Below are 26,257 nucleotides of genomic sequence, written 5' to 3' on the forward strand. Positions count from 1 at the left end.
GAACTCCCATGTTGAAGGGCAAGGTAGCCATCGTCACCGGATCGACCAGCGGCATCGGCCTCGGCATCGCCAGGGAGCTGGCGAAGGCCGGCGCCGATCTGGTGTTGAACGGCTTTGGCGATGCCGGCGAGATCGAGGCGATCCGCAGCGGGATCGAACGCGACCACGGCGTGCGCGTCGTCTACGACGGCGCCGATATGTCAAAGGGCGACGCCGTGCGCGGGTTGATTGCCGCGACGATCGCGAAATTCGGGCGCCTCGACATCCTTGTCAACAATGCCGGCATCCAGTTCACCGCGCCGGTGGATGAGTTTCCGGCGGCCAAGTGGGATGCAATCCTCGCGATCAACCTGTCGGCGGCATTCCACGGCATTGCGGCGGCGGTGCCGCAGATGAAAAAGCAGCGCTGGGGACGGATCGTCAACATCGCTTCCGCGCACGGCCTCGTGGCTTCGACGTACAAGGCCGCCTACGTCGCGGCCAAGCACGGGATGGTCGGCCTGACCAAGGTGGTCGGCCTAGAGACCGCCGGGAGCGGCGTTACCTGCAATGCGGTCTGTCCCGGCTGGGTGCGGACGCCGCTGGTCGAAAAGCAGATCAGCGACATCGCAGCCCAACGCGGCATCAGCCAGAAGCAAGCCGCCGAAGAGCTGTTGTCCGAGAAACAGCCGTCGCTGGATTTTGCCTCGCCGGAGCAGCTTGGCGGCACCGTCGCGTTCCTGTGCTCGGTTGCGGCAGAGCAGATCACTGGCACGGCGATCTCCGTCGATGGCGGCTGGACCGCACGCTAGGCAGGACGGTGTGCATTTCCTCACATGACGGAGAAAATGATGATCGCTATCAGCACTCGGCCCAGCCGTTCCGTAAACCGCTCGATGCCGAAGACGACAACAGGCTGCCTACTTTTTCCGGCCAGGTCGAACACCGTTCAAAAACACCTCGACGGCCGAACCGACCGCCGCCTGCGCTTCCTTGTCCGACGGCGCCGCGCGCAGCCCGAGAACGACCTGCAGATGAAGGTTGTCGCGGATCATGCCGACAAAGTGCCCTGCCATTCGCGAGCAATCATCGGTGCGAATTTCTCCGCGCTTGTTGGCGGCTTCAAGGACCTCGGCGAGCCGGGACGTCGCCCGGCCGGGGCCTTGTTCGTAGAACGACTTCACAAGATCAGGAAAGCGGTTGGCCTCGGTGACCGCAATTCGGTAAATGCCGATCAGGGTGGGCGACATGTAAATGCCCATGAGATGCTGACCAAACGCCGTCAGCGTCGCCCGCAGATCGTGGCCCTCCGTTTGCTCGATGACCAGGGTCGAAAGCACCCTGTCGGCGCTTTCCTTGACGATGGCGGAGAACAGGCCCTGCTTGTTGCCGAATTCACTGTAGATGTTGCGTTTCGAACCACCGGCACGTTCGATGATCGCGTCGATGCTCGTCGCCGCGTAGCCCTGTTCAAAAAACACCTCGGCCGCAGCGCGAAGCAGGGCTTCCCGGCGACCGTTCGGGCGCCCTTTCTTAGCCACAGCCATTCATCCATCCCGATCCATCCCTTGACTGGTAACGATCATTACCATAGACGTCAAATGGTAACATCCATTACCGGAGGCCGTCATGCAGCGTAACAAGAAGAAGACGATCGGCTTGCTGCTGTGCCTTGGCGCGGTGGTGATCGTGGCCACGGGATGGAGGGCGCGTTCGATCGGCGAGACCTCGACCGACAATGCGTATGTTCGCGGTGACGTGACCTCACTGGCCCCGAAGGTTGCGGGCTACGTCACGACCCTCGAGGTCGAGGATAACCAGAGCGTCCGGGCGGGTGACGTCCTGTTCCGGATCGACGATCGGGACTATCGCGCAAAGCTTGCGCAAGCGGTGGCCAATGTCGAAGCGGCCCAGGCTCGCCTCACCAATGTGGATGCCGACATCCAGCTTCAGCACGCCCTGGTTCGACAGGCCGAAGCGCAGCGACGTTCGACCGTCGCCGAGAGGAATCTGGCGACCAAGGCCTCCGATCGCCGCCGCGAACTTATCCGCACCAATGCCGTTAGCCAGGCCGCGGTCGATGAAAGCGACGCGGCGCTGTCGAGGGCCGAGGCGGGCGTGTCGGCGGCGTCGGCGATGGTGGAGGCCCAGCAACAGCGCATTGCTGTTCTCGCCACCCAGCGCGAGGCTGCCGTTGCGGCCGTGGCGCAGGCACAGGCCGCACGCGATCTTGCCCAGATCGATCTCGACAACACGGTGGTGCATGCGCCGGTCGACGGCGTGATCGGCAACCGCCAGGTCCGAATCGGCCGGCTGGTCGCGCCGGGCGCCTCCTTGCTCGACATCGTTCCGGTCAAGGACGTGTGGGTGGTCGCGAATTTCAAGGAAACCCAGATCGAACATATCCGGCCCGGCCAGCGCGTCCGCATCACGGTCGACGGTTACCCGGATGAGAAGATTGAAGGCCTGGTGGACAGCTTCGCACCCGGCAGCGGGTCTGCCTTCAGTCTGCTCCCCGCGGACAATGCGACAGGAAACTTCATCCGCGTCGTGCAACGCGTACCGGTGAAGATCCGCTTTGCCAGCAACCCGTTGCCCGGCCGCCTCGTGCCGGGGCTGTCCGCGCGTGTCGAAATTGACCGGAGAAGCGGCTCATGACCATGGCCGTCGCCGACACGCCGAGCCGCGACAGATCTGCGACAGGAGCCCTTCTTGTCGTGGGGGTCGTGCTTGCGACGCTGACGGAGGCGATCGCAGGCACCGTGCTGTCGCTCGGGCGCGGCTATATCATCGGCGACACCTACGCAACTCCCGACGAGGCCGCCTGGCTGGACATCGGATACACCGCTCTGAAACTGATCGGGTTCATGACCGCCCCCTGGCTGATGACCCGCATCAATCCGCGCAGCCTGATCATTGGTTCAACGCTGGTCATGGGCACGGCATGTGGCATTGCCGTCATCACAGCCCGGCTGGACCTGTTGATAGCACTCCGCATGATTCAGGGCTTCTCCGGAGGCACCTTGCTTATCGGCGGGCAGGCGATCATTTTTCTCGCCTATCCGCGCGCCCACCAACCGATCCTTCAAGCCCTGTTCGCGATGGGATCGGTCGTCGCTCCCGGGACCATCGCCCCGGCGCTCCAGGGATGGTTGCTGGACAGCCAGTCCTGGGCATGGATTTTCGTCAGCGTCGTTCCGGTGGCCCTGGCAGCGGCCGGCCTCCTGTTGATCGCGGACGCCCCGAAGCCGGCTGCGGCCGTGCGCCGTCCGTTTGATTGTATCGGCTTCTCGCTGATGTCAGTCGCATTTCTCTGCTTCACCTATGTCCTCAATCAGGGCAACCGATGGCGCTGGTTCGAGGAACCTCGCATCCTGTGGCTGACAGTGCTGGGCGCCGCCGCCCTGCTGCTGTTTCTCGGTCACCAGGTGATCGCCAAAGGCCGGGGCCTGCTCGATTTCACCTTGTTCCGGACGGAAGATTTTTCCTTCGCCTTCATTGTCAGCTTTGTCGCCGGCGCCGCGCTGTTCGGGAGCGCATTCCTGATCCCGTCATTTGCCGTATCCGTTCTCGCGTTCAGGCCTACCGACGCCGGCCTGCTCTTGTTGCCGAGCGGTGCATTTTTCATCGGCACGCTCCTCATAGCCGCCTTCCTCTTCCAGACCCGCCGCGTTCCTCCGGTCGCGACGGTGCCCTTTGGGATCCTGATGATCATGATTGCGATGTGGATGCTGTCCGGCTCGACCAGCGAAAGCGGCTCGCACGACATGATGGCGGCCATCCTGTTGCGCGGCCTGGGCCTTGGCTTCCTGTTTCTGTCCATCACGCTGATCGCTTTCAGCAATCTCAATGACCACAAACGTGCGTCCGGCATCGGTCTCTTCAATGCGGGTCGCCAGCTTGGCGGTCTGATGGGGGTAGCCGGACTGCAGACACTGATCGACCATAACGTCGCGGGCAATGTTGCGGTGCTCGGCGCCAGCGTCACCGCGGGCGTTCCTGCGGTCAGCGAGCGGCTGACGGCGATGACAGCCATGCTCGCGGCGCGGGGAATGGACGCCGTGGCCGCCAGCCGGGCTGCCACGAGCCTGCTGGGCAGGGCCGTCACCGGTCAGTCCACCGTGATCGCCTTCGACACCGCGTTCAATGCCGTCGCGTTGCTTTTCGTCATTGCCGCGCCCGTGCTGGTTTCCATCAAGATCGGATTCCACCGATACGCCAAAGCGCACGCCGCGCAGTCATCCCGAAGCGAGGAGCCACAACATGAGACGTCCCACGTCCGCTCGAGCGGATAATGCTGAATCGAGGCCGGACATTCGCTCCGACATCGTGTCGGCGATCAGCGGGACGCTCGCTGATCCCTGCGATACGCTCGCCGACCTCAATGGAATTTTTCATCGAAGCGGATATTCGCAAGAAGATATCTGGTCGGCATTCGAAAGTATCGACGATCTCGTCGTCGCGGTTGCCGAGCACGAAGCCCTGTTCATATCGCAGCCATTGGTGAGGAGGGCACGTCCAAATACCCTTGACGATGTACGCGATACCCTTGTCGCCTTCGGACTCGTTGCCTCGCGAGAGTATTCGACCACCCTGGTCGGGTTCATCCGGATGATGATGGCCGAAGGTGCGCGCAACCCTTCTCTCAAGAAGCGGGTGTACGAGGCAGGGTCGGAGATCGTCACACGGAGGCTGCGGGAGTTTCTGTCGGACACCAATGAAAGAGGGATCCTGTCGATATCGGACGCGCAGGTATGCGCGGAGCAATTGATGGGACTGCTGAGGGAGCCGCTCTACCAGGCATTGATGCTGAATCCCGTGACGAGCCAGAACGGGTCAGCCGCCGACCGCGTCAAGGCCAGCGTTGAAAGGTTCCTGCATGGATGTGCAAGCGCGAGGAGCGCCAGATATGAACGCACCATATGATACTGCCCGTGCGAGCCAGTCCTGGCTGGCGCGGAGCAGCGACAGCCCATCAAGCCTGAAGGTCGTCGACGATGTCCCGTCGGATTTGGCCAACTGCGCCGACGAGCATGGATCGCTGGTGACGGTCGAGCCCGTCGACTGGATCGTTTGCTTCGTCCCCGGCCTGAAACGGCAATGGTGGCATCGGTTCGTCCATCACAAGCATAAGCACGTCTTTGCCATGCGGCCGACGAACACCGGGAGCTGGCTGCTCGTGGAGCCGTGGTGGACCCGCATGATGGTGACGATCCTGCCGCCGGCCGATGCCGTCAAATTTCTGCGGTGGGGTGGGACGGGCGATATCCTTCGCGTCCGCGAGCAGGTCCCGGGTAAAGCAAGCCAGATGCGCGGCTGGTCGAATTGCGCTGTCATCACGGCGTTCGTGCTTGGGCGGCCGAGCTGGACATGGACGCCGCACGGTCTCTACAAGGAACTGCTCCGCGAGAAGACAACGCGGCGCGAGAACGTGGAACAGCTTCTGGTCGAGCAGTTCGCCAAGGTCGTCAGCCAATACTCGTCCAATGCACTGAGTGTCAATGCCGACCAGCTTTCGCTGCCGCTCAGGGAATTGCTCATCATCATCGGGCGCAATCTTCTCGAGACGATGATGACGCCGGCCTTGCTGGAGGTTTGTTACACCGCCATCCTCGAAGCGGACCGCTACCCGAATGCGACACGGGTCTACGCGCAGCATGGCCCAAAGCGGGCCATTGCCGTCCTGACAAAAATTCTCGCAAGAGCGAAGCAGGCCGGCGAGATCGATCTAGCGGATTGCGAAGCCGGCGCCCGCCAGTTTCTCGGCATGCTCTATGGCAACATTCACCTGGAAGCGGTGCTTCAGCTCGGCGCGATACCAACGCTTTCCGAGATCGATTTGCGCGCCCGCACCGCGGTGAAAGTCTTTCTCGACGGCGCCGGGCCTGACGAGACGGCAATCCTCGCGCGAGGGGTTTTACGCAACGGCGGCGGGCCATTGCCGGTGGCCAGCCGCCGCGCATGGGTCTACCTGCGTTGAAGCGTTTACCTGCGCCGTACTAGAGGCCGTATGTGCCGTCGTCCCCGCCGCCAGCGGTCAGCTACCCTTCGTACCCACCCGCGCAGCCCGCCGGATTATTTCATAATGCGAATTTGGTTTTGCCATAGTGGGATTTGAGTTGCGCGCGGTAGCCATTCCGCTTACTAGTCGGACAGCTGGGGCGTTCCAAAAGGCGGTAGCCACCACCCGATGACTGCCCAATCAGCGACGCGATCGCCTCGGGGTCATCCGACGCGTGTGCGGGTTCCTGCGACATAACCAACTGAAGGACAACATCGCAGCATGTCGACCCCAAACGGCTTCGGACTGGCTGGCATCATCGGCATGCCTGTCGCCCATTCGCGATCGCCGACGATTCATAATTTCTGGTTGAATGCTCACGGCATCCGTGGCGCCTATGTGCCGCTCGCGGTCGAGCCCGAGCGGTTGAAGGAGGCGTTGCCGGGGCTGGTTGCCCTCGGCTTTCGCGGCTGCAACGTGACCATGCCGCACAAGCAGACGGCGATGGCGCTGCTGCACCGGGTCAACGAAACCGCGCGGCGTATCGGCGCCGTCAATACCATCGTCGTCGAAGCAGACGGCACGCTGAGCGGCTTCAACAATGACGGCAACGGATTCGTGCAGAGCCTGCGCGACGCCAGGCCGGACTGGCAGGCGGACGCGGGGCCGATCCTTCTGCTCGGCGCCGGCGGTTCGGCAAGGGCCGTGGTCGTGGCGCTGCTGGAGAACGGTGCGCGGCAGATCAAGATCGCCAACCGCACTGCAGAGAAAGCGCAGGCGATAGCGAGCGAGTTCGGCGGCGCTGTCACCGCCATCGCCTGGGCGGACCGCAATGCCGCCATGGCCGAGCCTGCCTTGCTCATCAATTGCACGGACCAGGGCATGATCGGCAAGCCGGCACTCGATGTCGACCTGGCGCGACTGGCGCCCGCCGCCATGGTCGCCGACCTGATCTATACGCCGCTCGAAACCCCGTTTCTGGCCGAGGCGCGGCAGCGCGGCTGCGTGACGGTGAACGGGCTCGGCCTGCTGCTCAATCAGGCGAGGCTGGCATTCAAGGCCTGGTTCGGCGTTCTCCCAGACGTCACGCCGGCGCTCGTGAAGGCCGTTCACGCCACCTTCTAAGGCGCCGTCGGAGGAGTTTTTCGGCGATGACGATACCGACGGGCAACAAGATCGACTGCCACATTCACGCCATCGATCCGGTTCGCTTTCCCTATGCGGCGGATACGTCCTATCGTCCGAGCGGGCAGGAGATCGCCCCTGCGGCGCACCTCGTTCGCGTGCTTGACGCCTTCGATGTCAGGTACGCACTGATCGTCGGAACGAATTCCGGCTACGGGACCGACAGCCGCATTCTGCTCGATGCGATCAAGCTGGGTGATGGCCGGTTCAAGGGTGTTGCGGTCGTCGAGAATGATGTCGGCATCCAGGAGCTGGAACGGCTGAAGGCGGCCGGAATCGTCGGGGTCGCCTTCAATGTCCCGTTTCACGGCACGGGTTATTATCGCAACACGGCGCCGCTGCTGGAAAAGCTGGTCGAGCTCGGGCTGTTTCTGCAGATCCAGGTCGAGCAGGATCAGTTGCTCGCGCTGCTGCCGCTGATCGAAAAGTCGACGGTTCGCCTGGTGATCGATCATTGCGGACGGCCTGCAGTCGAGCATGGGTTAATGCAGCCGGCTTTCCAGGCGCTGCTGGCGATCGGGCGGGAGCGCGACGCTTATGTGAAACTGTCGGGCTACTACAAGTTCTCGCGGCAGCCACATCCTTACGAGGATGCGTGGCCGTTCATTGCTGCGCTGGTCGAGGCATTCACGCTCGATCGTTGTGTCTGGGGATCGGATTGGCCGTTCCTGCGGGCGCCCGAACGCCTGGATTATGGGCCGCTGCTCGCGGTGCTGAGCCGGCTGTTTCCGGACCGGGACGATCAGCAACGACTGTTGTGGCGGACGCCTGCGCGGCTGCTTGGCTTCGCGGGCGGCGGGACAGATCAATCAAGATAAAGCAAATGAGAGGGAGATCGTCACGCGTCATTTCCGGTACCTGAGCTGCGCTGCCATCGTTGCGTCATTGTGGACCTCCCACGTCCACGCGCAATCGACGGTCTATCTTCCCAACGTCATCGAATTGTCCGGAGCGGGCGCGGTGTCGGGAACGAACTGGCGTGACGGTGTCGTGCTGGCGATCGACGAGATCAACAAGGCCGGCGGCATATTGGGCCGCAAGATCGAGACCGAGCACCTCGACACCCAGAGCAATCCGGGCGTCTCGCGCGCGCAGGTCCAGAAGGTTCTCGACCGCGATCCCTATGTCGTCCTGGGGCCGATCTACTCCGGTTCGGTCAAGGTCAACATGGCGCTGACGCAGCAGGCCGAAGTCCCGCAGATCGTGGGCGCCGAGGCCGCCGATATCACCCTGCAAGGCAACCCCTGGGTGTTCCGTACCGCCTTCGGCCAGCAGATCAGCATGCCGAAAATCGCTAACTATTTGCATGACCGCCTCAAGGTGAAGTCGGTGGCGCTGGTCTGGGTCAACAATGATTTCGGGAAAGGCGGCCGCGACAGTTTCGCCAAGGAGATGAAGGCGCGCGGCATCGAGGTGGTGGTGGACCTTTCCACCGAGCAGGGCCAGGTCGATTTCGGCTCCGATGTCATCAAGCTGAAGGGCGCAAAGGCGGACGCCATTTTCGTCTATTGCAACGAGGAGGAAAGCGCCCGTTTCCTGATCGAGGCGAAGCGGCAGGGCCTGGCCACGCCGCTGTTCGGGGAGACCACGCTCCTCAGCCAGAAGGTGGTTGATCTCGCGGGTCCCGCCGCAAACGGCGCGCGCGGCCATGTCGGCCTCAGCGCGGATGCGCCGATCCCCGCGATCGAGGAATTCACCAGGAAGTTCAGCCAGCGCTATAACTACCGGCCCGATCACAACGGCATCAAGGGCTATACCGCCGTCTATCTGGTGAAATACGTCACCGAAAAGATCGGCAAGTTCGATCGCAAGGCATTTGGCGCCGCCATGAAGGGGCTGTCGCTGACGCCCGCGAATGCGCCGGGGATGCTGATGGAGGCGAGCTGGGACCAGAAAGGCGACATCGACCGCGCAAGCTTCCTGGCCGAAATTATCGATGGCAAGCAGAAGATCGTGGAAACGCTGCCGAAGCTCAATCCCTCCAAGGCTGATTGAAAAGGCTGATTGAAGGCTGATTGATGGCTGATTGATCCGAAGGCCGTCCATGAGATTTGCGGTCGATCTTTGCCGGCAGGGGCGGCCTCAATTTTCCTTTCCGCTCGTCAATCGCCGGCCTATTTTCTGGTTTGCTTCCGTGCTGGACGCCCCGGTTTTCCGAAGATCGCCGGGGGGACCGCGCGATCGATGATCTCGCGAAGGGCGAAATTCGACTGGATGCGTGAGACAAGCGGCAGGCGCGACAGTTCGGTCCGGTGAATTCTCTCGAAGTCTTCGATATCGCGCGCCAGCACGATCAGGAGATAGTCGTCGTTTCCCGACATCAGAAAAGTGCGGATCACTGACGGACAGTTGACGACGGCGGCTTCGAACGATTTCAGCGCCTCGTCGCTTTGGCTGTTGAGCGCGATTCTGACCAGCACGGTCGTGTTGAGGCCAAACCGGCCCGGATCAAGGATGGCCTGATAGCCTCTGATATATCCTTCGTCTTCCAGCGCGCGTTGCCGCCGCGCGATCGCGGTGCTCGAAAGTCCGACCCGGTCGGCCAGCTCGGTGTGACTGACCCGCGCGTTGGCGCTGAGTTCGGCGAGAATGGTCATGTCGATCTTGTCGTGGTCCATATGTTTAAAATCCTGCGCCATAGTGCCAAATTTCGTTGAATTTCTGCACTATTTTCCGGTATGTGCGCAAGTTTGCCGAGAAACAACCGCGGTTCCCTCCTAGAAAAGAGGCGTGCCATACAGCGGAGGTTGCCATGAAGGTCGGGGTGCCCAGGGAGATCAAGACGCACGAATACCGTGTCGGTCTGACGCCGGGGGCCGTTCGCGAATATGTGGCCGCGGGGCACGGCGTCGTGGTCGAGACCAATGCCGGCGGCGGCATCGGCGCGACGGATGACGCTTATCGCAAGGCTGGCGCTACAGTGCTGGACTCCGCCCGCGAGGTGTTTGCGTCCAGCCAGATGATCGTCAAGGTCAAGGAGCCTCAAGCTTCGGAATGGTCGCAATTGCGGCAAGACCAGATTCTCTTCACATACCTGCACCTGGCGCCCGATCCGGACCAGGCCAAGGGCCTCATCGAGTCCGGATGCACCGCGATCGCCTATGAGACCGTGACGGATGCCCATGGCGGCCTGCCGCTGCTGGCGCCGATGAGCGAAGTGGCGGGCAGGCTTGCGATCGAAGCGGCCGGCGCGGCCTTGCGGCGGCATGCGGGAGGCCGGGGCCTGCTGATCGGGGGCGTGCCGGGCGTCCAGCCGGCCCGTATCGTGGTGATCGGAGGCGGAGTCGTCGGGACGCACGCGGCACGCATGGCGGTCGGCCTCGGCGCCGAGGTCACCATTCTCGACCGTTCGATAGGCCGGCTCCGCGAGCTGGACGAACTGTTCGAGGGGCGTGTTCGGACAAAATTCTCGACCATCGACAGCATTGAGGAAGAGGTGTTCGCCGCCGACGTCGTGATCGGTGCGGTGCTCGTCCCGGGCGCGAGCGCGCCGAAACTGGTGACGCGGGATATGTTGGGTTCGATGCGCAAGGGGGCTGTGATCGTGGATGTCGCGATCGACCAGGGCGGCTGCTTTGAGACATCGCACCCGACCACCCACGCTGATCCAACCTTCGAGGTGGAGGGCGTCATCCACTACTGCGTCGCCAACATGCCAGGCGCTGTTCCGCTGACCTCCAGCCAGGCGCTGAACAACGCGACGCTGCCTTTTGGCCTGGCGCTCGCCAACAAGGGATTTGCGGCCGTGCTGGAGAATCCGCATTTGCGCGCTGGTCTGAACGTCTACCGGGGCCGGCTGACCTGCGAGCCGGTGGCCAGAAGCCTCGGCATGCCGTTTTCACCGATCGAGGGCGCTGTGGCTTGAGGCCACAAGGTGACGTTGCCGACGATGGACGGAAGCGGTCTGAGGCGGAACTGCGAGCGAGGTGATTACTTCCGGATTTGGCGCTTTCGGACTTGAACAGCCGGGCTGGCGATGACGCGGGGAGAGCGGACCTCGCCGATGCGTGCTTTGACTTCCGCGGATGACCTACAGCGGACATTCAGCAGTCAATGTTGATGGCCAATTCCATTATTAGCGCATTCTGAGCCCTCGCATGGCCAATGAAGCGCCAGAATGATCATTGCATTTGGGCGTAACACTGATTGTTTTTTAATGAACGCTGACTTGCCAAGATCGAGACAAATATTGACGATCAAGTAGGTAACCAATGGTTTGTCGCGCATTGGGAGACCATTGTTATCCAGCTGATACTTGCCAAGAGCATATGTCGGGGTCGGCCAGGAGCCGGCAGTATTGTAAGCGCCTAAAACAAGCCTGTTCACGCAAGGGTGGCTCGTCGGCATCGGGTAAACAAGTGCCGGATAGGCCGGCTTTGATTGCTTGATGACATACATACTTCCTTGCGACAAAGGCACAGGAGTAAGTCCGGTCAAAAACGACTGAACGCGATTACCACCAAATTTTCCTCCTTTCTCAGGAGAATTCAAATTTGTTCCATCTGTCTGTATTCCTACTTCACTAGCTAGCCAGTTGCTTGCGAATACTAACGGCCGGGATGGAAGGCTTCCGACGTCAGACGGATCTTGGCTTATGTTTTGTTGAGCCAGGATCATGTCAATCGCATTTGAAAGACCTTGTTGCGCTGAAAGGAATGTCTGCAAGTCGGTATTGGGATCAGGAATTGTGAATTTCCCATTTGCATTAAACTGAGGGATTAAACGCATTAAGCCTTCCGGGCTACACAACAATTCTGACTGCGCGGACAAAGTAGCTGCACTGGAAGGAGACGAAGCAGACACTGCGATGGCAAGGAGAGCAGTCCTGATAGAAAAAATAGACATCGCAATTATTCTCCGAATGAACTCCGAACCGCGCGAATTTTGCGTTTTTCCCGCGCTTTGGCAAGGCAAGCAGCGGTCGCGAGCAGCAGATGGCCTGCCTTATCTCTTCGGACCAGGTTTTAGCTTGTGCAAACACGGACCAAGTACCAACTTCGAGCGGGCGAACGCTGGCCATCGATCGTCAACGAAAAGACGATTGCACTTCAACCGCGTTGCTGAACGGCAGGTCGCTGTTGAACACCCACCACGGGATGCTCGTGAACGGGTAAGCCCGTGGGAACTCCAGTTCGCTACTTCAGGTCCCTCGCCTTGACTGCGATCGCCGCCGCCGCGGTGCGGTTTTCCACCCCGAGCTTCGAATAGATCTGTTCGAGGTGCTTATCCACCGTGCGGGGCGAAAGGCCCAGGATCTGTGCGATGTCGCGGTTGGTCTTGCCCTTGGAGAGCCATGACAGCACTTCGCCCTCGCGCGTGGTCAGCCCAAGCTCGCTGGAGAATTCGGCGGCCGTACCGGCGCTGGCGTCCTTGGCGAGCCGCAGCAGGAATTCGCTGGGACCGGTCTTGCCCATATAGTGCAGCCGGAGCTGCTCATTGCCGGGAAACGACGCCGTCGCGGCCTTCGAGGCGGCCTTGCCTTCCTGCGCCTGCTCGAGCCATCGCGGCACCGGCTCCGGCAGCACGAGTTCGTCGTCGGCATTGGCGGTGAGCGTTGCCGACAACAGCTTCTGTGCCTGCGGCGTCGCCCACAGGATCTTGCCTTGCCCGCTGACCGCCAGCAGATAGCGGCCGGAAACGTCGAGCGCGGTGCGGGCGCTCTGCGTCAGCCGGGCGTTGGCCAGGTGCACCCGAATCCGCGCCAGCATCTCCTCGATCGCAATCGGTTTTGTCACATAGTCGACGCCGCCGGCCTCGAGCCCGCGAACGATGTGTTCGGTTTCCGCGAGGCCCGTCATGAAGATGATGGGAACGTTGACGAGGCCCGCATCGCGCTTGAGCCGTCTGCAGGTTTCAAAGCCGTCCATCCCGGGCATCACGGCATCGAGCAGTACGATATCCGGCGTGATCTGGTCGACGATCCGCATCGCCGAGGCGCCGTCGAGTGCGACCATGACGGTCATGCCGGCACCATCGAGCGCGTCGGTGAGCAGACGCAGCGTCTCCGGGGAATCGTCGACGACGAGGGCGACGTCGCGCTTTTTGGGATCAATGATCATAGCTGTGCAACGTCTTCAGGGTCGCCATGTATTGATCGAGATCGAAGCGGTCGATCAAGGCGCGCATTTGCGTGACGAAGTCGGCATGTTCAGGGAAATCGTTGCCGATTTCATCGAGCTTGAGCTGGATGGCGCGGATATAACCCAGTTGCCCGAGGCCGATCAGTTCCTCGATATGCTGTACCGACGGCCGCGAACCGGTCTCGGGCTTCCAGTGGGGAACGATAATTTGATAGGCTTCGTAGTCCCACTCGAGCTTGAGCAATTGGCGAATGGTTTCCAGCAACTTGGGAATGTCGATCGGTTTCATCAGATAGCCGTCGTGAAACGGCTGCGCCAGCGGCGCGCCGTGTGCTTCCAGCGCACTCGCCGATACCATCAGGATGCGGGCTTGATGGTGTCCGGTCGCGCGCAGCGTCTCCGCCACCGTCCAGCCGTCCATGCCGGCCATCGAGATATCCAGCAGAAACAGATCGGGCCGGCAATGCTGGGCCAACGCCAGGCAGGCGGGCCCGTCCGGTGCGCTGAGCAGGATGAAGCCGAGCGGCGTCAGCACCTCGCGCAAGAGATCGCGATGGGTCGGATCGTCGTCGGTGATCAGGATCGTCCTGCGCGGGCCGTGATAACCGAAGATCGGCGCTCCGACGGGTGCGATCTGCGTCGGGTTGGTGACCTCAGACAGCAGGATTTTCATGCGGAAGTTGCTGCCGGTACCGACCGTGCTGGTCACCTTGATGTCGCCGCCCATGACGCCGGCAAGCAACCGGGTGATGGTCAGGCCGAGACCGGTACCGGTCTGCGGCTGCGAAACCCCGAGCGCGCCGCGTTCGAACGGTGCGAAAATACGCTCGAGATCGCCGGCTTGAATGCCGGGGCCGGTGTCGATCACTTCGAATTCCGCCACCGGGCTGCGGTAATGCACCACGAAGTGCACGCTGCCGGCCTGCGTGAACTTGATGGCGTTCGACAGCAGATTGATCAGGATCTGGCGCAACCGTTTCTCGTCGGCAAAGACCACGACGGGCAGCACCGCCGGGCGCTTGAACACGAAGTCGATGCCCTTGGCGGCCGCCTGCAGCCGGAACATGCCGACCAGCTGATCGAGGAAATCGCTGAGACGGACTTCGTCGCGCGACAGATAGAGCCGTCCGGCTTCGATCTTGGAGATGTCCAGAATGCCGTCGATCAGGCCGGATAGATGATCGGCGCTGCGGCGGACCACGCGCACCTGATCGCGCGGTTTTGTCTGCAGGCTGGAATCCTGCTCCAGCAGCTGCGCGTAGCCGCTGATGGCGTTGAGCGGCGAGCGCAACTCGTGGCTCAACCCGACCACGTAGCGGCTCTTCGCCAGATTGGCGGACTCGGCGACTTCCTTGGCGCGCTGCAGCTCAGCGTCGGTGCGCTTATGCGCGTCGATTTCCTGGATCAGCAGCGTGGTCTGCCGCCTGGTTTCCGCTTCCGCCGCGCGGCGGCTTTGCTGCGCCAGCACGAACAGCCAGGCCACCACGCCGATGATGATCGTGAGCGCGAAGAACACCTTCCACAGCACGTCGGATAGCTGGAGATCGTCGAGCGGAATCGTCGCTGACGTCTGCAGGTAAATCAGCGCGAGCGTCAACCCGACCAGCCCTGCGGAAACCGCGAACACGCCGAGATAGTGCCCAACCTGCGAGTTGATCCGCGCGTAGATCGGTTCAGGCAGCATCTTGCCCAGCGTGTCCGATATCTGCGCCTGAATCCGCGCATGCGGCTTGCAGAGATCGTGGCAGCGCGCGTCCAGCGAACAGCACAGCGAGCAGATCGGGCCGGCATAGGCCGGGCAGGAGGCCATGTCCTCGGGCTCGAATGAATGCTCGCAGATACAGCACTGGATTGCTTCGAGGTTCTGCCAGCTCCGCTTCGGCTTGCGCGCGATGTAATACTTGCCGTCGGTCGCCCAGGCGATCAGCGGCGCGGTGACAAAGGCGACTGCGAGCGCGACGAAAGCCGACAGCGCCTTCGGCGTCGGTCCGAACAGGCCGTAGAACGCACTGATGGAAACGATGGTCGCGATCGTCATCGCGCCGACGCCGACGGGGTTGATGTCGTAGAGATGCGCGCGCTTGAACTCGATGTGCTGCGGACGCAAGCCGAGCGGCTTGTTGACGACGAGATCGGCGACCAGCGCGCCAACCCAGGCGATGGCGACGTTGGAATAAAGCGCCAGCGTCTGCTCCAGCGCCTTGTAGACGCCGATTTCCATCAGCAGCAGCGCCACCAGCACGTTGAAGACGAGCCAGACCACGCGGCCGGGATGGCTGTGGGTCAGCCGCGAGAAGAAATTCGACCAGGCGATCGAGCCGGCATAGGCGTTGGTCACGTTGATCTTGATCTGCGAGAGAATGACGAAGGTGCCGGTCAGCGCCAGCACCAGATCGGGCTGCGACAGCACATAACGGAACGCTTCGAGATACATGTGCGCGGGCTCGGCCGCATGCTCGGTGGAAACGCCGTGGCTGAGCGCAAAGTAGGCGAGGAACGAGCCCAGCAGCAGTTTGAGCGCGCCAAAGATGATCCAGCCGGGGCCGGCGCTGAGCATCGCGATCCACCACGACGTCCGCGAGGTCCGACGGTCGCGCGGCAGAAACCGCAGGAAGTCGACCTGTTCGCCGATCTGCGCCACAAGCGAAAACACCACCGAGGCGGCGGTGCCGAACAACAGCAGATCGAGATTCCCGCCGGCGTCGCCGTGCTCGCCGGAGAACTTCCGCCACTCCGTAAACGACTGCGGGTTGGCGTAGGCGATCGCGACAAAAGGGAGGATGTGCAGGATGATCCAGATCGGCTGCGTCCACAGCTGGAAGCGGCTGATCAACGTGATGCCGTACGTGACCAGCGGAATGATGACGACCGCGCTGATGAGATAGCCGATCGGTCTCGGGATGCCGAAGCACATCTCCAGCGCGCTGGCGAGAATGACCGCCTCGAGCGCGAAAAAGATGAAGGTGAAGGAGGCATAGATCAGCGACGTGATGGTCGAGCCGATATACCCGAAACCGGCCCCGCGGGTGAGCAGGTCGATGTCGATGCCGCATTTGGCGGCGTGATAGGCAATCGGCAGTCCGCAGAGGAAGATGATGACGCTGACGACCAGAATGGCGACGACCGCATTGGTGGCACCGTAGTTGAGCGTAATGGTGCCGCCGATTGCTTCCAGCGCCAGGAAGGAGATGGCGCCGAGCGCGGTGTTGGCAACGCGGGCGGCGGACCATCGCCGCGCGCTTTTGGCGGTGAAGCGCAGCGCGTAGTCTTCCAGCGTCTGGTTGGCAACCCATTGATTGTATTGGCGCCTGACGCGGTCTATCCGCTGCCGCCCTGCCACTTTGTTGCTCCTGACCCCCAACGACCGAGCCCTTCGGGCCTATCAATCGTTTGCAAGTTGCGTACCGCAAAATCCGTACCAAAACCTACGTCGCTATTTTGCGGTGCAGTATACGCAATCTTGCGTATCTGTGCAGTGCACAAAACTGAGCATCCTTGCCTCACCAATAAGCGCGTTCTCGAACCAAATGGGGTGCTCATGTCAGACGAAATCAAACGGGGCCTGCAGTCTCCGCTGCGACGTAAACTGCTGATGGGAGCGGCAGCCTTGCCGGCGATGGCGCTGCTGCCGCGCCTGGCATTCGGCGCCGGGCCGCCGACTGCGGCCGTCAACACCACGGGATTGGCCGTGACCGACACCGAAGTAACGGTCGGCATCCTGCATTCCGCCACCGGCACGATGGCGATCTCCGAAACCGGTTCGATTCAGGCCGAGAAGCTTGCCATCGAGCAGATCAACGCCATGGGCGGTGTGCTTGGCCGCAAGATCAAGGTCATCCAGGAAGACGGCGCCAGCGACTGGCCGACTTTCGCGGAGAAGGCCAAGAAGTTGCTGGTCAACGACAAGGTGGCCTCGATCATGGGCTGCTGGACCTCGGCGTCGCGCAAGGCGGTGCTGCCGGTCATGGAGCAGTACAACGGCATGCTCTATTACCCGACCTTCTATGAAGGGCTCGAGCAGTCCAAGAACGTGATCTACACCGGGCAGGAAGCGACCCAGCAAATTCTCGCTGGCATCGATTGGATCACCAAGGAGAAGAACGCCAAATCGTTCTACTTCATCGGCTCCGACTACATCTGGCCGCGCACCTCGAACAAGATCGCGCGCAAGCACATCGAGAATTTCCTGAAGCTGAAGGTCGTCGGCGAGGAATACTTCCCGCTTGGCCATACCCAGTTCAACTCGGTCATCAACAAGCTGAAGCTGACCAAGCCCGACGTGATCTTTACCGACGTCGTCGGCGGTTCGAACGTCGCGTTCTACAAGCAGCTCAAGGCTGCCGGCATCGACCTGGCGAAGCAGACCCTTCTAACCATCTCGGTGACCGAGGACGAGATCGACGGCATCGGCGGCGAGAACATTGCCGGCGCCTACGCCTGCATGAAGTACTTCCAGTCGCTGAAGAACGAGAACAACGAAAAGTTCGTTGCCGCGTTCAAGAAGATGTGGGGCGACAAGACTGTGATCGGCGACGTGACGCAGGCTGCTTATCTCGGCCCGTGGCTGTGGAAAGCGACCGTCGAGAAGGCCGGTTCCTTCGACGTCGACAAGGTCGCGGCTGCTTCGCCCGGCATCGAGTTCAAGGGTGCGCCGGAAGGCTATGTCCGGATCCACGAAAACCATCATCTGTGGTCGAAGACCCGCGTCGGCAAGGCCAAGCTGGACGGACAGTTCGACATGGTGTTCGAGACCGCCGACCTGATCCAGCCGGACCCGTTCCCCAAGGGCTATCAATAAAGGCTCGCGGACAACTCCCGCGATTCCCCAAGAGTCTCTCTCAAGAGTCTCCCTGGCGTGGACCGTCAATCCGCGTCCAACACCCCCGCGTCGCGAGCTTGCTCGCGGCGCGGGACTTCCCCCACGGAGAAACATCGATGTTCGGCGACTATTCGATTGGCGATCTCGGCTCCATCTTCGTCATGCAGGGTTTTGCCGGCCTGATCCTGTTTTCCGTCTACGTGCTGATGGCGCTCGGGCTTGCCATCATCTTCGGCCAGATGGGCGTCATCAACATGGCCCATGGCGAGTTCATGATCCTCGGCGCCTACGTTACCTGGCTCACCTCCAGCGCCTTTCAGCACTATCTACCGGCGCTGTTTCCCGGTTACTTCTTTCTCGCCATGGTGCTCGCTTTCATGGCCTCCGGCGCGCTCGGCATGCTGGTCGAATGGGGGCTGATACGCCACCTTTACAAGCGCCCGCTGGATACGCTGCTGGCGACCTGGGGCCTCAGTCTCATCCTGCAGCAGACCTATCGCTCGGTATTCGGAGCGCGCGAGGTCGGCGTCGAGCTGCCGCAATGGATGCTCGGCTCCAAGCAGATCACCGACACCATCGAAGTCCCGATCAATGGCATCTTCGTGATGTGTCTGACCGTGCTGATCACGATCGTGGTCGCCTACGTCATGTACAAGTCGCGCTGGGGCCGCCAGGTCCGCGCCGTCGTGCAGAACCGTATCATGGCCGGCGCGGTCGGCATCAACACCGAGAAAGTCGACCGCTACACCTTCGGCCTCGGTTGCGGCATCGCCGGCGTCGCCGGCAGCGCCTTCACCATGATCGGCTCGACCGGGCCGACCTCGGGCCAGCTCTACATCGTGGACACCTTCCTCGTGGTCGTGTTCGGCGGCGCCGCCAGCCTGATCGGCACCATCGCATCGGCTTTCAGCATCTCGCAGACGCAGTCGACGCTCGAATTCTTCATGTCGGGGTCGATGGCGAAGGTGCTGACGCTGCTCGCCATCGTCGGAATTCTGATGCTGCGGCCGCAGGGGCTGTTCGCCCTCAAGGTCCGCAAATAACAAGAAGCAGGCACGGTCATGATCATCAACTCACGCTTTTTCAATCGATCCGAGCTCATCGGTTTCGTTGCGCTGGCCGCCCTGCTGTTCGTGATCCTGCCGCTGTCGCTGGATGTGTTCCGCCTCAACCTGGTCGCCAAATACCTGACCTACGCCTTTGTCGGGATCGGGCTGGTGTTGTGCTGGGGCTATGGCGGCATCCTGAGCCTGGGACAGGGGGTGTTCTTCGGCCTCGGCGGCTACTGCATGGCGATGTTCCTCAAGCTCGAGGCATCGAGCCCGGAAAACACCAAGATTCAGTCCACCCCCGGCATCCCCGATTTCATGGACTGGAATCAGATCACCTCGCTGCCGCTGTTCTGGCAGCCGTTTCACAGTCTCACCCTTACCATTCTCGCCATCATTCTGGTGCCCGGCCTGTTCGCCCTGATCATCGGGACCGCGATGTTCAAGCGCCGTGTCGGCGGCACCTATTTCGCGATCATCACGCAAGCCGTTGCGGCAATCCTGACCATTCTGATCGTCGGGCAGCAGGGCTATACCGGCGGCATCAACGGCATGACCGATCTGCGCACCCTGAAGGGATGGGACATCCGGCCGGATCATGCCAAGGTCATGCTCTACTTCTTTGAAGTGTTCCTGCTGTTCGGCTGCATCCTGCTGGCGCAGTTCATCCGCCTGACCAAGCTCGGCCGCATCCTGGTGGCGATGCGCGAACAGGAAGACCGCGTCCGCTTCTCCGGCTACAGCGTCGCCAACTTCAAGATATTCGCCTTCTGCATGGCCGCGATCTTCGCCGCGATCGGCGGCGCCATGTTCGCGCTCAATGTCGGTTTCATGTCGCCGTCCTTTGTCGGGATCGTGCCGTCGATCGAGATGGTGATCTACACGGCGGTCGGCGGACGGATGTCGATCTTCGGCGCGGTGTGGGGTTCGCTGCTGGTGAACTTCGCCAAGACCGGCCTGTCGGAATCCTTCCCGCAGCTCTGGCTGTTCGGCCTCGGCGGACTGTTCATCGCGGTGGTGCTGGCGTTCCCGAACGGCCTGTCCGGGATCTGGGCGGACCACGTCCAGCCTCGCATCGATCGGCTGATGACGTGGCGCAAACCAAAACCCGCCAAGGCGTGGACCGACAGTTCGGTCGCCGACGGCGCCCCGGCAGAATGAGGAGATAGATCATGCTCATCGGTCACCCCGGTTGCCGATGCCACACTGGCGGAATGAGGAGATAGATCATGCTCATCGGTCACCAGCCCAAAGAGTTCCTGCTCGCGGTCGAGGCGCTCACGGTGTCCTTTGACGGCTTCAAGGCGGTCAACGATCTCTCCTTCTATGTGGAGGAGAACGAGATCCGGGTCATCATCGGCCCCAACGGCGCCGGCAAGACCACGGTGCTCGATCTGATCTGCGGCAAGACCAAGGCGACGTCGGGTTCGATCCAGTTTCGCGGTCAGGAACTGACCCGGATGAAAGAGAACCAGATCGTGCAGACCGGCGTCGGCCGCAAGTTCCAGACGCCGTCGGTATTCGTCGATCTCACGGTGTTCGAGAACCTGGAGATTTCCTACCCGCGTGGCCGCACCGTGTTCGGCTCGCTCGCTTTCCAGCGCGACGCCGCGGTGCGCGACCGCGTCGAGGAAGTCGCCGAGATGATCTTCCTGAAGGATCGCCTCGACACCTATGCCGATGAACTCAGCCACGGCCAAAAACAATGGCTCGAGATTGGCATGCTGCTGATCCAGGATCCGGACCTGCTGATGCTCGACGAGCCGGTAGCCGGCATGAGCGTCAGCGAGCGGGCCAAGACCGCCGAACTGCTCAACCGCATCATCAAGGGCCGCTCGGTGCTGGTGATCGAGCACGACATGAAGTTCGTCGAGGATATCGCCCACAAGGTCACGGTGCTGCACCAGGGCCAGATCCTGTCGGAAGGCACGATGGAGCACGTCAAGAACGATCCGAAGGTCATCGAAGTCTATCTGGGCCATTAGCGCATGATCCCGGCAAGTGTCGTCCGGTTTCCGGACAAGATCATGCGCAAGGAATAAGGAGCGCGAGTCGATGCTGGCTATTTCGGATCTGCATGTCGCCTACGGCCAGAGCGAGGTGCTGCACGGGCTCAACGTATCGGTCGCGCCCAATGAAATCGTTGCGATCATGGGCCGCAACGGCATGGGCAAGACCACGCTGATGAAATCGCTGATGGGCATCCTGCCCGCCAAGAGCGGCTCGGTGACAATGGCAGGCACGGAATTGAGCCAACTGCCGAGCTACGAACGCGTAGCCAGGGGCCTCGCCTACGTGCCGCAGGGCCGCATGATCTTCTCCACCATGACGGTGAAGGAGAATATCGAGACCGGTCTCGTCGTGTCCGGCGAGAAGGATGTTCCGGGCAGCATCTATGAGCTGTTTCCCGTGCTGCTGGAAATGAAGAACCGCCGCGGCGGCAATCTCTCCGGCGGACAGCAGCAGCAGCTCGCGATTGCGCGCGCGCTCGCCACCAAGCCGAAAGTGCTGCTGCTGGACGAGCCGACCGAAGGCATCCAGCCGTCGATCATCAAGGACATGGCGCGCACCTTGAAGCGCATTCGCGACGAACGCGGCCTGTCGATCGTCGTCTCCGAACAGGTCTTGAGCTTCGCGCTCGATGTCGCCGACCGCGTGCTGGTCATCGAGAATGGCGAGATCGTGCGTGACGATCCGCGCGACGGCGTCGATGCCGCGCAGATCTCGAAATATCTGTCCGTGTGAATCGTAACAATTGTAGAAAAGGGGAGCTATCGATGCCAGATACACTGATCAAGGTTGATCTCACCAAGTCAGCCTACGAAAACGACAAGATCCACAACCGCTGGCACCCCGAGATCCCGATCGTGGAATGGGTCAGCCCGGGCGACGACTTCATCATCGAGACCGTCGACTGGACCGGCGGCTTCATCAAGAACAACGATTCGGCCGACGACGTGCGCGACATCGATCTGTCGATCGTGCACTTCCTGTCCGGCCCGATCGGCGTCAAGGGCGCCGAGCCCGGCGATTTGCTGGTGGTCGATCTGCTCGACGTCGGCCCGCTCAAGGAGAGCCTGTGGGGTTTCAACGGCTTCTTCTCCAAGAAGAACGGCGGCGGCTTCCTGACCGATCATTTCCCGCTGGCGCAGAAATCGATCTGGGACATCAAGGGCCTCTATACGTCGTCGCGCCACATCCCCGGCGTCAACTTTGCCGGGCTCATTCATCCCGGCCTGATCGGCTGCCTGCCCGATCCGAAAATGTTGGCGACCTGGAATGCGCGTGAAGCCGAGCTGATCGCGACCAATCCGACCCGCGTACCGGGATTGGCCAACCCGCCATTCGCGCCTACCACGCATGCCGGTCAGGCCAAGGGCGATGCCAAGGCCAAGATCGCCGCCGAGGGTGCCCGCACCGTGCCGCCGCGCGAACATGGCGGCAATTGCGACATCAAGGACCTGTCGCGCGGCTCGAAGATCTATTTCCCGGTCTATGTGCCCGGCGGCGGCCTTTCGATGGGCGATCTGCATTTCAGTCAGGGCGACGGCGAGATCACCTTCTGCGGAGCCATCGAGATGGCCGGCTGGCTGCACATCAAGGTCGATGTGATCAAGGACGGCGTCGCCAAATACGGCATCAAGAACCCCGTGTTCAAGCCGTCGCCGATCACGCCGAACTACAAGGATTACCTGATCTTCGAAGGCATCTCGGTCGACGAAGCCGGCAAGCAGCACTATCTCGACGTGCACATCGCCTACCGGCAGGCCTGCCTGAACGCGATCGAATACCTGAAGAAGTTCGGCTACTCCGGCGCGCAGGCCTACTCGATCCTGGGCACCGCACCATGCCAGGGCCACATCTCCGGCGTCGTCGACGTGCCGAACGCCTGCGCCACGCTGTGGCTGCCGACCGAGATTTTCGACTTCGACATCATGCCGTCGTCGGCGGGCCCGATCAAACACATCAAGGGCGACATCCAGATGCCGCTGTCACAGGACAAGTAATCCCTGCGCGAGAAGGATGCGGGACGGTGTGTATCTGCCGCCCCGCATCCGCCGTGCACCCTCGACGAGTCAGCGCAAGGATAGTGCAATGCCGGTCTACGAATATCTCTGCAATGATTGCGGCCCGTTCACCGACATGCGGCCGATGGCCGAATGCGACGCGCCGCAGGACTGCCCGCAATGCGAAACCGAGTCGCCGCGCGTGATCCTCACGGCGCCGGCGTTCTTCTGCATGCCGTCAGACAAGCGCAAGGCCCACGCCACCAACGAACGCAGCGCCAACGCGCCAAAGACCCTCGACCAGTACAAGGCCTCGCATGCCCCGGGCTGCGGCTGCTGTTCAAGCAAGAAGCCGGCGCGGCTGATGAAGCAGACCAGAAGCGGCGCCAAGAGTTTCCCGACCGCGCGGCCGTGGATGATCAGCCACTAGAGCGTTTTCAAGCGAAGTGGATACCGGTTCGCGTGAAGAAAACGCGTCAAAACAGAAGATAGAGCCCCGTTCCGATTCCATCGGAACGGAAAAGGCTCAGAGGCCGCGACGGCAGAGTTGAACAAGAACAGGACAGGCGAACCCCATGCTTCACGGTGACATTTCCTCAAGCAACGACACGGTCGGCGTCGCCGTCGTCAATTACAAGATGCCGCGCCTGCACACCAAAGCGGAGGTGCTCGAAAACGCCCGCAAGATCGCCGACATGGTGGTGGGCATGAAGCTTGGCCTGCCGGGCATGGATCTCGTGATCTTCCCGGAATATTCCACCCACGGCATCATGTACGACTCCAAGGAGATGTACGAGACCGCCTCTGTCGTGCCGGGCGAGGAAACCGCGATCTTTGCCGAAGCCTGCCGCAAGGCGAAAGTGTGGGGCGTGTTCTCGCTCACTGGCGAGCGTCACGAGGAGCATCCGCACAAGGCGCCGTACAACACCCTGATCCTGATGAACGACAAGGGCGAGATCGTCCAGAAATACCGCAAGATCATGCCCTGGGTGCCGATCGAAGGCTGGTATCCCGGCAATTGCACCTATGTGTCCGACGGTCCGAAAGGGCTGAAGGTCAGCCTGATCATCTGCGACGACGGCAATTTTCCCGAAATCTGGCGCGACTGCGCCATGAAGGGCGCCGAGCTGATCGTGCGCTGCCAGGGCTATATGTACCCGGCCAAGGAGCAGCAGGTGCTGATCTCCAAGGCGATGGCCTGGGCCAACAATGTCTATGTCGCGGTCGCCAATGCCGCGGGCTTCGACGGCGTGTATTCCTATTTCGGTCACTCCGCGATCATCGGCTTCGACGGCCGCACGTTGGGTGAGACCGGTGAAGAGGAATACGGCATCCAGTATGCAGCGCTGTCGAAGAACCTGATCCGCGATGCCCGCCGCAACAACCAGTCGCAGAACCATCTCTACAAGCTGGTCCATCGCGGCTACACCGGCATGATCAATTCCGGCGAAGGCGCGAAGGGCCTTGCTACCTGTCCTTACGACTTCTATTCGAAGTGGATCGCCGATCCCGAAGGCACGCGCGAAATGGTCGAGGCGATGACCCGCTCCACCCCGGGAACCGACGAATGCCCAATCGACGGCATCCCGAACGAGAAGTCCGCGAGCAATTACTAGACAAAGGAAACAGCGCGCCGCACGACGCGGTCCCGGCCCTGGGCCGGGATCGATGACTGGCAGTGGTGTGCGATATTTTGTTGGATGGCTTGCCGAGCCGTAGCTCGCGGCCGCGCCCGCCTTCGCCCAAATGGGCTTCGGCGCGGCAGCCTTCACTCGCTTCGCGAGCGAAGGCTGGTGGGCCCGGCAGATATCAAACTGCGCTGCAATGTCTTGTATTTAGAAGCTTGGTGGTAATCAAAGAGCCCCATTGAAGCCATTGAGCTTTTCTACGCGCCATTACCACCAACTTCCTGTTGTCTTGACCTATCTCAAACAACACGCACGGCGAAAATCATAGTGACGGTCGGTCGGGACCTTTCTCGATATCGGCCGACCGGCGTACCCATGAAGTCGGCTAGAAGAAGTACAGGATTGCAACGCAGCGCCCATTGCGGTGGGCGTCACGGTGCAATTACGCGCCACTAAGGAGGGAATGGAAATGAAACGTCCAGTATTATTGGCGTTGTGCATCCCCTTAATGTTTACGGCTCGGGCATCTGCTGACGATATGAAGCAGGAAGTCAGCAAGATCGCCATCTCCTACATGGATTGTTACACCAAGCGGGACCCGGCGTGCGTCGCGGGGCTCTACACTAAGGACGGCGTTTTTATCAACCCGGCCGGGAAGCATGACGTTGCGACCGCTTATGCCGGTAGTTTCAAGGCTGGTTTTAACAAGCTCGATTCCACGGTCGAAGAGGTGTGGCAGGTCGATAATGATACCCCGGCTGCGGTGGGCAAATTCCACATCACCGGCAAGAACGACAAGGGCGATGCGCTGGATGCATCGGGTACTTGGACCGCCGTCTATGTCAAAGCAGATGGCAAATGGAAGATCCGAATGCTAACAGCAGCTCCGATTCCACCTAAGAAAGACTGATCATTAACGCGAAGCGCCCACCTCGCAAGAGGTGGGCGTTCCTGACCAAGCTCCGATGGTTTGCCGCGATCACCGCTGCAGCCATCATGTCGAGACCAACGCGGACGGCTGGGCCGATGATGTCCGGCTGTCCGACATCGAGCCGCGCTTCGTCTGCACGCGCCGCGGCAGACGCGGTGCCGAAGCGCGGTCAAAGTTTTCGCAGGCTATCAGATGGCGCAGCTACACCAAGAAAGCCGATCGCAAGGGGCTCGCTGCGCGCGCGCTGGCGCAATGGACGCGGCCTTGATCCGACGATGTGGTGGGACAAAGCGAACTCGTACATCTGCACCTCGAAAAGAACGGGCCTAGAACAACGGGTCGTTACCACCTTTGGGGCGGTGGTAATTTCAGGCTCGAAAAATCAATGATATCAATCCGGGCGCGGCATTGTGGTGGGCCCGGCAGGACTCGAACCTGCAACCAGACCGTTATGAGCGCAGTACCCTTTCGGGCAATTCGAACATAATCAGTGTTTCTCGATCAAGATCATTCACGTTTGTGCGCGTTTGTTCACGGGGTTGGTGGCATGGAAGACCGCCAACTGCCAAAAGGGCCTC

General features: G+C 61.4%; 24 protein-coding genes. 19 read left to right on the plus strand and 5 right to left on the minus strand.

Annotated features, from left to right (window positions below; all coding sequences use genetic code 11):
• Positions 1-8: 8 nt before the first annotated feature.
• Positions 9-791, plus strand: coding sequence for a 3-hydroxybutyrate dehydrogenase (locus tag JQ597_RS20740; protein ID WP_212266053.1), 783 nt, complete (start codon positions 9-11; stop codon positions 789-791).
• 108 nt (positions 792-899) lie between these two features.
• Here JQ597_RS20740 and JQ597_RS20745 read toward each other — a convergent pair whose 3' ends face one another.
• Complete coding sequence (locus JQ597_RS20745) at positions 900-1,526, minus strand: TetR/AcrR family transcriptional regulator (RefSeq protein WP_212266054.1); 627 nt, start codon at positions 1,524-1,526, stop codon at positions 900-902.
• A gap of 82 nt (positions 1,527-1,608) precedes the next feature.
• On the opposite strand from JQ597_RS20745, the gene JQ597_RS20750 reads away from it, so the two are divergent.
• From JQ597_RS20750 to JQ597_RS20780, 7 genes are all read left to right on the plus strand, one after another.
• Positions 1,609-2,637, plus strand: coding sequence for an HlyD family secretion protein (locus JQ597_RS20750; RefSeq protein WP_212266055.1), 1,029 nt, complete (start codon positions 1,609-1,611; stop codon positions 2,635-2,637).
• Complete coding sequence (locus tag JQ597_RS20755; protein ID WP_212266056.1) at positions 2,634-4,274, plus strand: DHA2 family efflux MFS transporter permease subunit; 1,641 nt, start codon at positions 2,634-2,636, stop codon at positions 4,272-4,274. Before JQ597_RS20750 ends, JQ597_RS20755 begins: the two co-directional genes overlap by 4 nt.
• Positions 4,243-4,905 carry a TetR/AcrR family transcriptional regulator C-terminal domain-containing protein gene (locus JQ597_RS20760; protein WP_212266057.1) on the plus strand — a complete coding sequence of 221 codons (663 nt, stop codon included), beginning with the start codon at positions 4,243-4,245 and terminating at the stop codon, positions 4,903-4,905. The genes JQ597_RS20755 and JQ597_RS20760 overlap by 32 nt, the downstream gene beginning before the upstream one ends.
• Positions 4,889-5,959, plus strand: coding sequence for a TetR/AcrR family transcriptional regulator C-terminal domain-containing protein (locus JQ597_RS20765; RefSeq protein WP_212266058.1), 1,071 nt, complete (start codon positions 4,889-4,891; stop codon positions 5,957-5,959). Before JQ597_RS20760 ends, JQ597_RS20765 begins: the two co-directional genes overlap by 17 nt.
• A 303-nt stretch (positions 5,960-6,262) precedes the next feature.
• Positions 6,263-7,105 (plus strand): shikimate dehydrogenase, encoded by an 843-nt coding sequence (locus tag JQ597_RS20770; RefSeq protein ID WP_212266059.1) that lies wholly within the window; start codon positions 6,263-6,265, stop codon positions 7,103-7,105.
• A gap of 26 nt (positions 7,106-7,131) precedes the next feature.
• Positions 7,132-7,983 (plus strand): amidohydrolase family protein, encoded by an 852-nt coding sequence (locus JQ597_RS20775; protein ID WP_212266060.1) that lies wholly within the window; start codon positions 7,132-7,134, stop codon positions 7,981-7,983.
• A 67-nt stretch (positions 7,984-8,050) separates the two neighbouring features.
• Positions 8,051-9,160, plus strand: a complete 1,110-nt coding sequence (locus tag JQ597_RS20780; protein ID WP_249148060.1) for an ABC transporter substrate-binding protein — start codon at positions 8,051-8,053, stop codon at positions 9,158-9,160.
• 119 nt (positions 9,161-9,279) lie between these two features.
• Here JQ597_RS20780 and JQ597_RS20785 read toward each other — a convergent pair whose 3' ends face one another.
• Positions 9,280-9,783, minus strand: coding sequence for an Lrp/AsnC family transcriptional regulator (locus tag JQ597_RS20785; RefSeq protein WP_212266061.1), 504 nt, complete (start codon positions 9,781-9,783; stop codon positions 9,280-9,282).
• Positions 9,784-9,917: 134 nt separating this feature from the next.
• On the opposite strand from JQ597_RS20785, the gene ald reads away from it, so the two are divergent.
• Positions 9,918-11,030 carry an alanine dehydrogenase gene (gene ald, locus JQ597_RS20790; RefSeq protein ID WP_212266062.1) on the plus strand — a complete coding sequence of 371 codons (1,113 nt, stop codon included), beginning with the start codon at positions 9,918-9,920 and terminating at the stop codon, positions 11,028-11,030.
• A 185-nt stretch (positions 11,031-11,215) separates the two neighbouring features.
• Here the strand turns inward: ald and JQ597_RS20795 are convergent, their stop codons facing one another.
• From JQ597_RS20795 to JQ597_RS20805, 3 genes are all read right to left on the minus strand, one after another.
• Positions 11,216-12,010: a hypothetical protein gene (locus JQ597_RS20795; protein ID WP_212266063.1), complete on the minus strand. Its 795-nt coding sequence runs from the start codon at positions 12,008-12,010 to the stop codon at positions 11,216-11,218.
• Between the two features lie 290 nt (positions 12,011-12,300).
• Positions 12,301-13,224 carry a response regulator transcription factor gene (locus JQ597_RS20800; RefSeq protein WP_212266064.1) on the minus strand — a complete coding sequence of 308 codons (924 nt, stop codon included), beginning with the start codon at positions 13,222-13,224 and terminating at the stop codon, positions 12,301-12,303.
• Positions 13,214-16,585 carry a hybrid sensor histidine kinase/response regulator gene (locus JQ597_RS20805; protein WP_212266065.1) on the minus strand — a complete coding sequence of 1,124 codons (3,372 nt, stop codon included), beginning with the start codon at positions 16,583-16,585 and terminating at the stop codon, positions 13,214-13,216. Before JQ597_RS20805 ends, JQ597_RS20800 begins: the two co-directional genes overlap by 11 nt.
• Before the next feature lie 198 nt (positions 16,586-16,783).
• Here JQ597_RS20805 and urtA point away from each other — a divergent pair, with 198 nt between their 5' ends.
• The 10 genes from urtA (at position 16,784) to JQ597_RS20855 (ending at position 25,947) form a co-directional block, all read left to right on the plus strand.
• Complete coding sequence (gene urtA / locus JQ597_RS20810) at positions 16,784-18,043, plus strand: urea ABC transporter substrate-binding protein (protein ID WP_212266066.1); 1,260 nt, start codon at positions 16,784-16,786, stop codon at positions 18,041-18,043.
• Positions 18,044-18,180: 137 nt separating this feature from the next.
• Positions 18,181-19,107, plus strand: a complete 927-nt coding sequence (gene urtB / locus JQ597_RS20815) for an urea ABC transporter permease subunit UrtB (RefSeq protein WP_212266067.1) — start codon at positions 18,181-18,183, stop codon at positions 19,105-19,107.
• An 18-nt stretch (positions 19,108-19,125) separates the two neighbouring features.
• A complete protein-coding gene (gene urtC / locus JQ597_RS20820) occupies positions 19,126-20,274 on the plus strand; it encodes an urea ABC transporter permease subunit UrtC (protein WP_212266068.1) in 1,149 nt (382 codons plus the stop codon).
• Between the two features lie 68 nt (positions 20,275-20,342).
• On the plus strand, positions 20,343-21,098 hold the full coding sequence (gene urtD / locus JQ597_RS20825) for an urea ABC transporter ATP-binding protein UrtD (RefSeq protein ID WP_192735046.1): 756 nt from the start codon (positions 20,343-20,345) through the stop codon (positions 21,096-21,098).
• A 70-nt stretch (positions 21,099-21,168) separates the two neighbouring features.
• Complete coding sequence (gene urtE, locus JQ597_RS20830; protein WP_211995915.1) at positions 21,169-21,858, plus strand: urea ABC transporter ATP-binding subunit UrtE; 690 nt, start codon at positions 21,169-21,171, stop codon at positions 21,856-21,858.
• 32 nt (positions 21,859-21,890) lie between these two features.
• A complete protein-coding gene (gene fmdA, locus JQ597_RS20835) occupies positions 21,891-23,120 on the plus strand; it encodes a formamidase (RefSeq protein WP_212266069.1) in 1,230 nt (409 codons plus the stop codon).
• Positions 23,121-23,208: 88 nt separating this feature from the next.
• On the plus strand, positions 23,209-23,550 hold the full coding sequence (locus JQ597_RS20840; RefSeq protein WP_212266070.1) for an FmdB family zinc ribbon protein: 342 nt from the start codon (positions 23,209-23,211) through the stop codon (positions 23,548-23,550).
• Positions 23,551-23,695: 145 nt separating this feature from the next.
• Positions 23,696-24,736, plus strand: a complete 1,041-nt coding sequence (locus JQ597_RS20845) for an aliphatic amidase (protein ID WP_212266071.1) — start codon at positions 23,696-23,698, stop codon at positions 24,734-24,736.
• A 481-nt stretch (positions 24,737-25,217) separates the two neighbouring features.
• Positions 25,218-25,658: a YybH family protein gene (locus JQ597_RS20850; protein WP_212266072.1), complete on the plus strand. Its 441-nt coding sequence runs from the start codon at positions 25,218-25,220 to the stop codon at positions 25,656-25,658.
• A 55-nt stretch (positions 25,659-25,713) separates the two neighbouring features.
• Complete coding sequence (locus JQ597_RS20855; RefSeq protein ID WP_212266073.1) at positions 25,714-25,947, plus strand: hypothetical protein; 234 nt, start codon at positions 25,714-25,716, stop codon at positions 25,945-25,947.
• The last annotated feature ends 310 nt before the right edge of the window (positions 25,948-26,257 follow it).

Source organism: Bradyrhizobium sp. AUGA SZCCT0177 (genome assembly GCF_018130125.1).
Taxonomy (GTDB): Bacteria; Pseudomonadota; Alphaproteobacteria; order Rhizobiales; family Xanthobacteraceae; genus Bradyrhizobium.

Bases quoted from the DNA above. Each gene is read 5' to 3' on its own strand.
- JQ597_RS20850 (WP_212266072.1), top strand. From the start codon at position 25,218: ATGAAACGTCCAGTATTATTGGCGTTGTGCATCCCCTTAATGTTTACG.
- urtC (WP_212266068.1), top strand. From the start codon at position 19,126: ATGATCATCAACTCACGCTTTTTCAATCGATCCGAGCTCATCGGTTTC.
- JQ597_RS20765 (WP_212266058.1), top strand. From the start codon at position 4,889: ATGAACGCACCATATGATACTGCCCGTGCGAGCCAGTCCTGGCTGGCG.
- JQ597_RS20845 (WP_212266071.1), top strand. From the start codon at position 23,696: ATGCTTCACGGTGACATTTCCTCAAGCAACGACACGGTCGGCGTCGCC.
- fmdA (WP_212266069.1), top strand. From the start codon at position 21,891: ATGCCAGATACACTGATCAAGGTTGATCTCACCAAGTCAGCCTACGAA.
- JQ597_RS20840 (WP_212266070.1), top strand. From the start codon at position 23,209: ATGCCGGTCTACGAATATCTCTGCAATGATTGCGGCCCGTTCACCGAC.
- JQ597_RS20750 (WP_212266055.1), top strand. From the start codon at position 1,609: ATGCAGCGTAACAAGAAGAAGACGATCGGCTTGCTGCTGTGCCTTGGC.
- JQ597_RS20775 (WP_212266060.1), top strand. From the start codon at position 7,132: ATGACGATACCGACGGGCAACAAGATCGACTGCCACATTCACGCCATC.
- urtE (WP_211995915.1), top strand. From the start codon at position 21,169: ATGCTGGCTATTTCGGATCTGCATGTCGCCTACGGCCAGAGCGAGGTG.
- JQ597_RS20755 (WP_212266056.1), top strand. From the start codon at position 2,634: ATGACCATGGCCGTCGCCGACACGCCGAGCCGCGACAGATCTGCGACA.
- JQ597_RS20760 (WP_212266057.1), top strand. From the start codon at position 4,243: ATGAGACGTCCCACGTCCGCTCGAGCGGATAATGCTGAATCGAGGCCG.
- JQ597_RS20740 (WP_212266053.1), top strand. From the start codon at position 9: ATGTTGAAGGGCAAGGTAGCCATCGTCACCGGATCGACCAGCGGCATC.
- urtD (WP_192735046.1), top strand. From the start codon at position 20,343: ATGCTCATCGGTCACCAGCCCAAAGAGTTCCTGCTCGCGGTCGAGGCG.
- urtB (WP_212266067.1), top strand. From the start codon at position 18,181: ATGTTCGGCGACTATTCGATTGGCGATCTCGGCTCCATCTTCGTCATG.
- urtA (WP_212266066.1), top strand. From the start codon at position 16,784: ATGTCAGACGAAATCAAACGGGGCCTGCAGTCTCCGCTGCGACGTAAA.
- JQ597_RS20770 (WP_212266059.1), top strand. From the start codon at position 6,263: ATGTCGACCCCAAACGGCTTCGGACTGGCTGGCATCATCGGCATGCCT.
- JQ597_RS20795 (WP_212266063.1), bottom strand. From the start codon at position 12,010: ATGTCTATTTTTTCTATCAGGACTGCTCTCCTTGCCATCGCAGTGTCT.
- ald (WP_212266062.1), top strand. From the start codon at position 9,918: ATGAAGGTCGGGGTGCCCAGGGAGATCAAGACGCACGAATACCGTGTC.
- JQ597_RS20785 (WP_212266061.1), bottom strand. From the start codon at position 9,783: ATGGACCACGACAAGATCGACATGACCATTCTCGCCGAACTCAGCGCC.
- JQ597_RS20745 (WP_212266054.1), bottom strand. From the start codon at position 1,526: ATGGCTGTGGCTAAGAAAGGGCGCCCGAACGGTCGCCGGGAAGCCCTG.
- JQ597_RS20855 (WP_212266073.1), top strand. From the start codon at position 25,714: ATGGTTTGCCGCGATCACCGCTGCAGCCATCATGTCGAGACCAACGCG.
- JQ597_RS20800 (WP_212266064.1), bottom strand. From the start codon at position 13,224: ATGATCATTGATCCCAAAAAGCGCGACGTCGCCCTCGTCGTCGACGAT.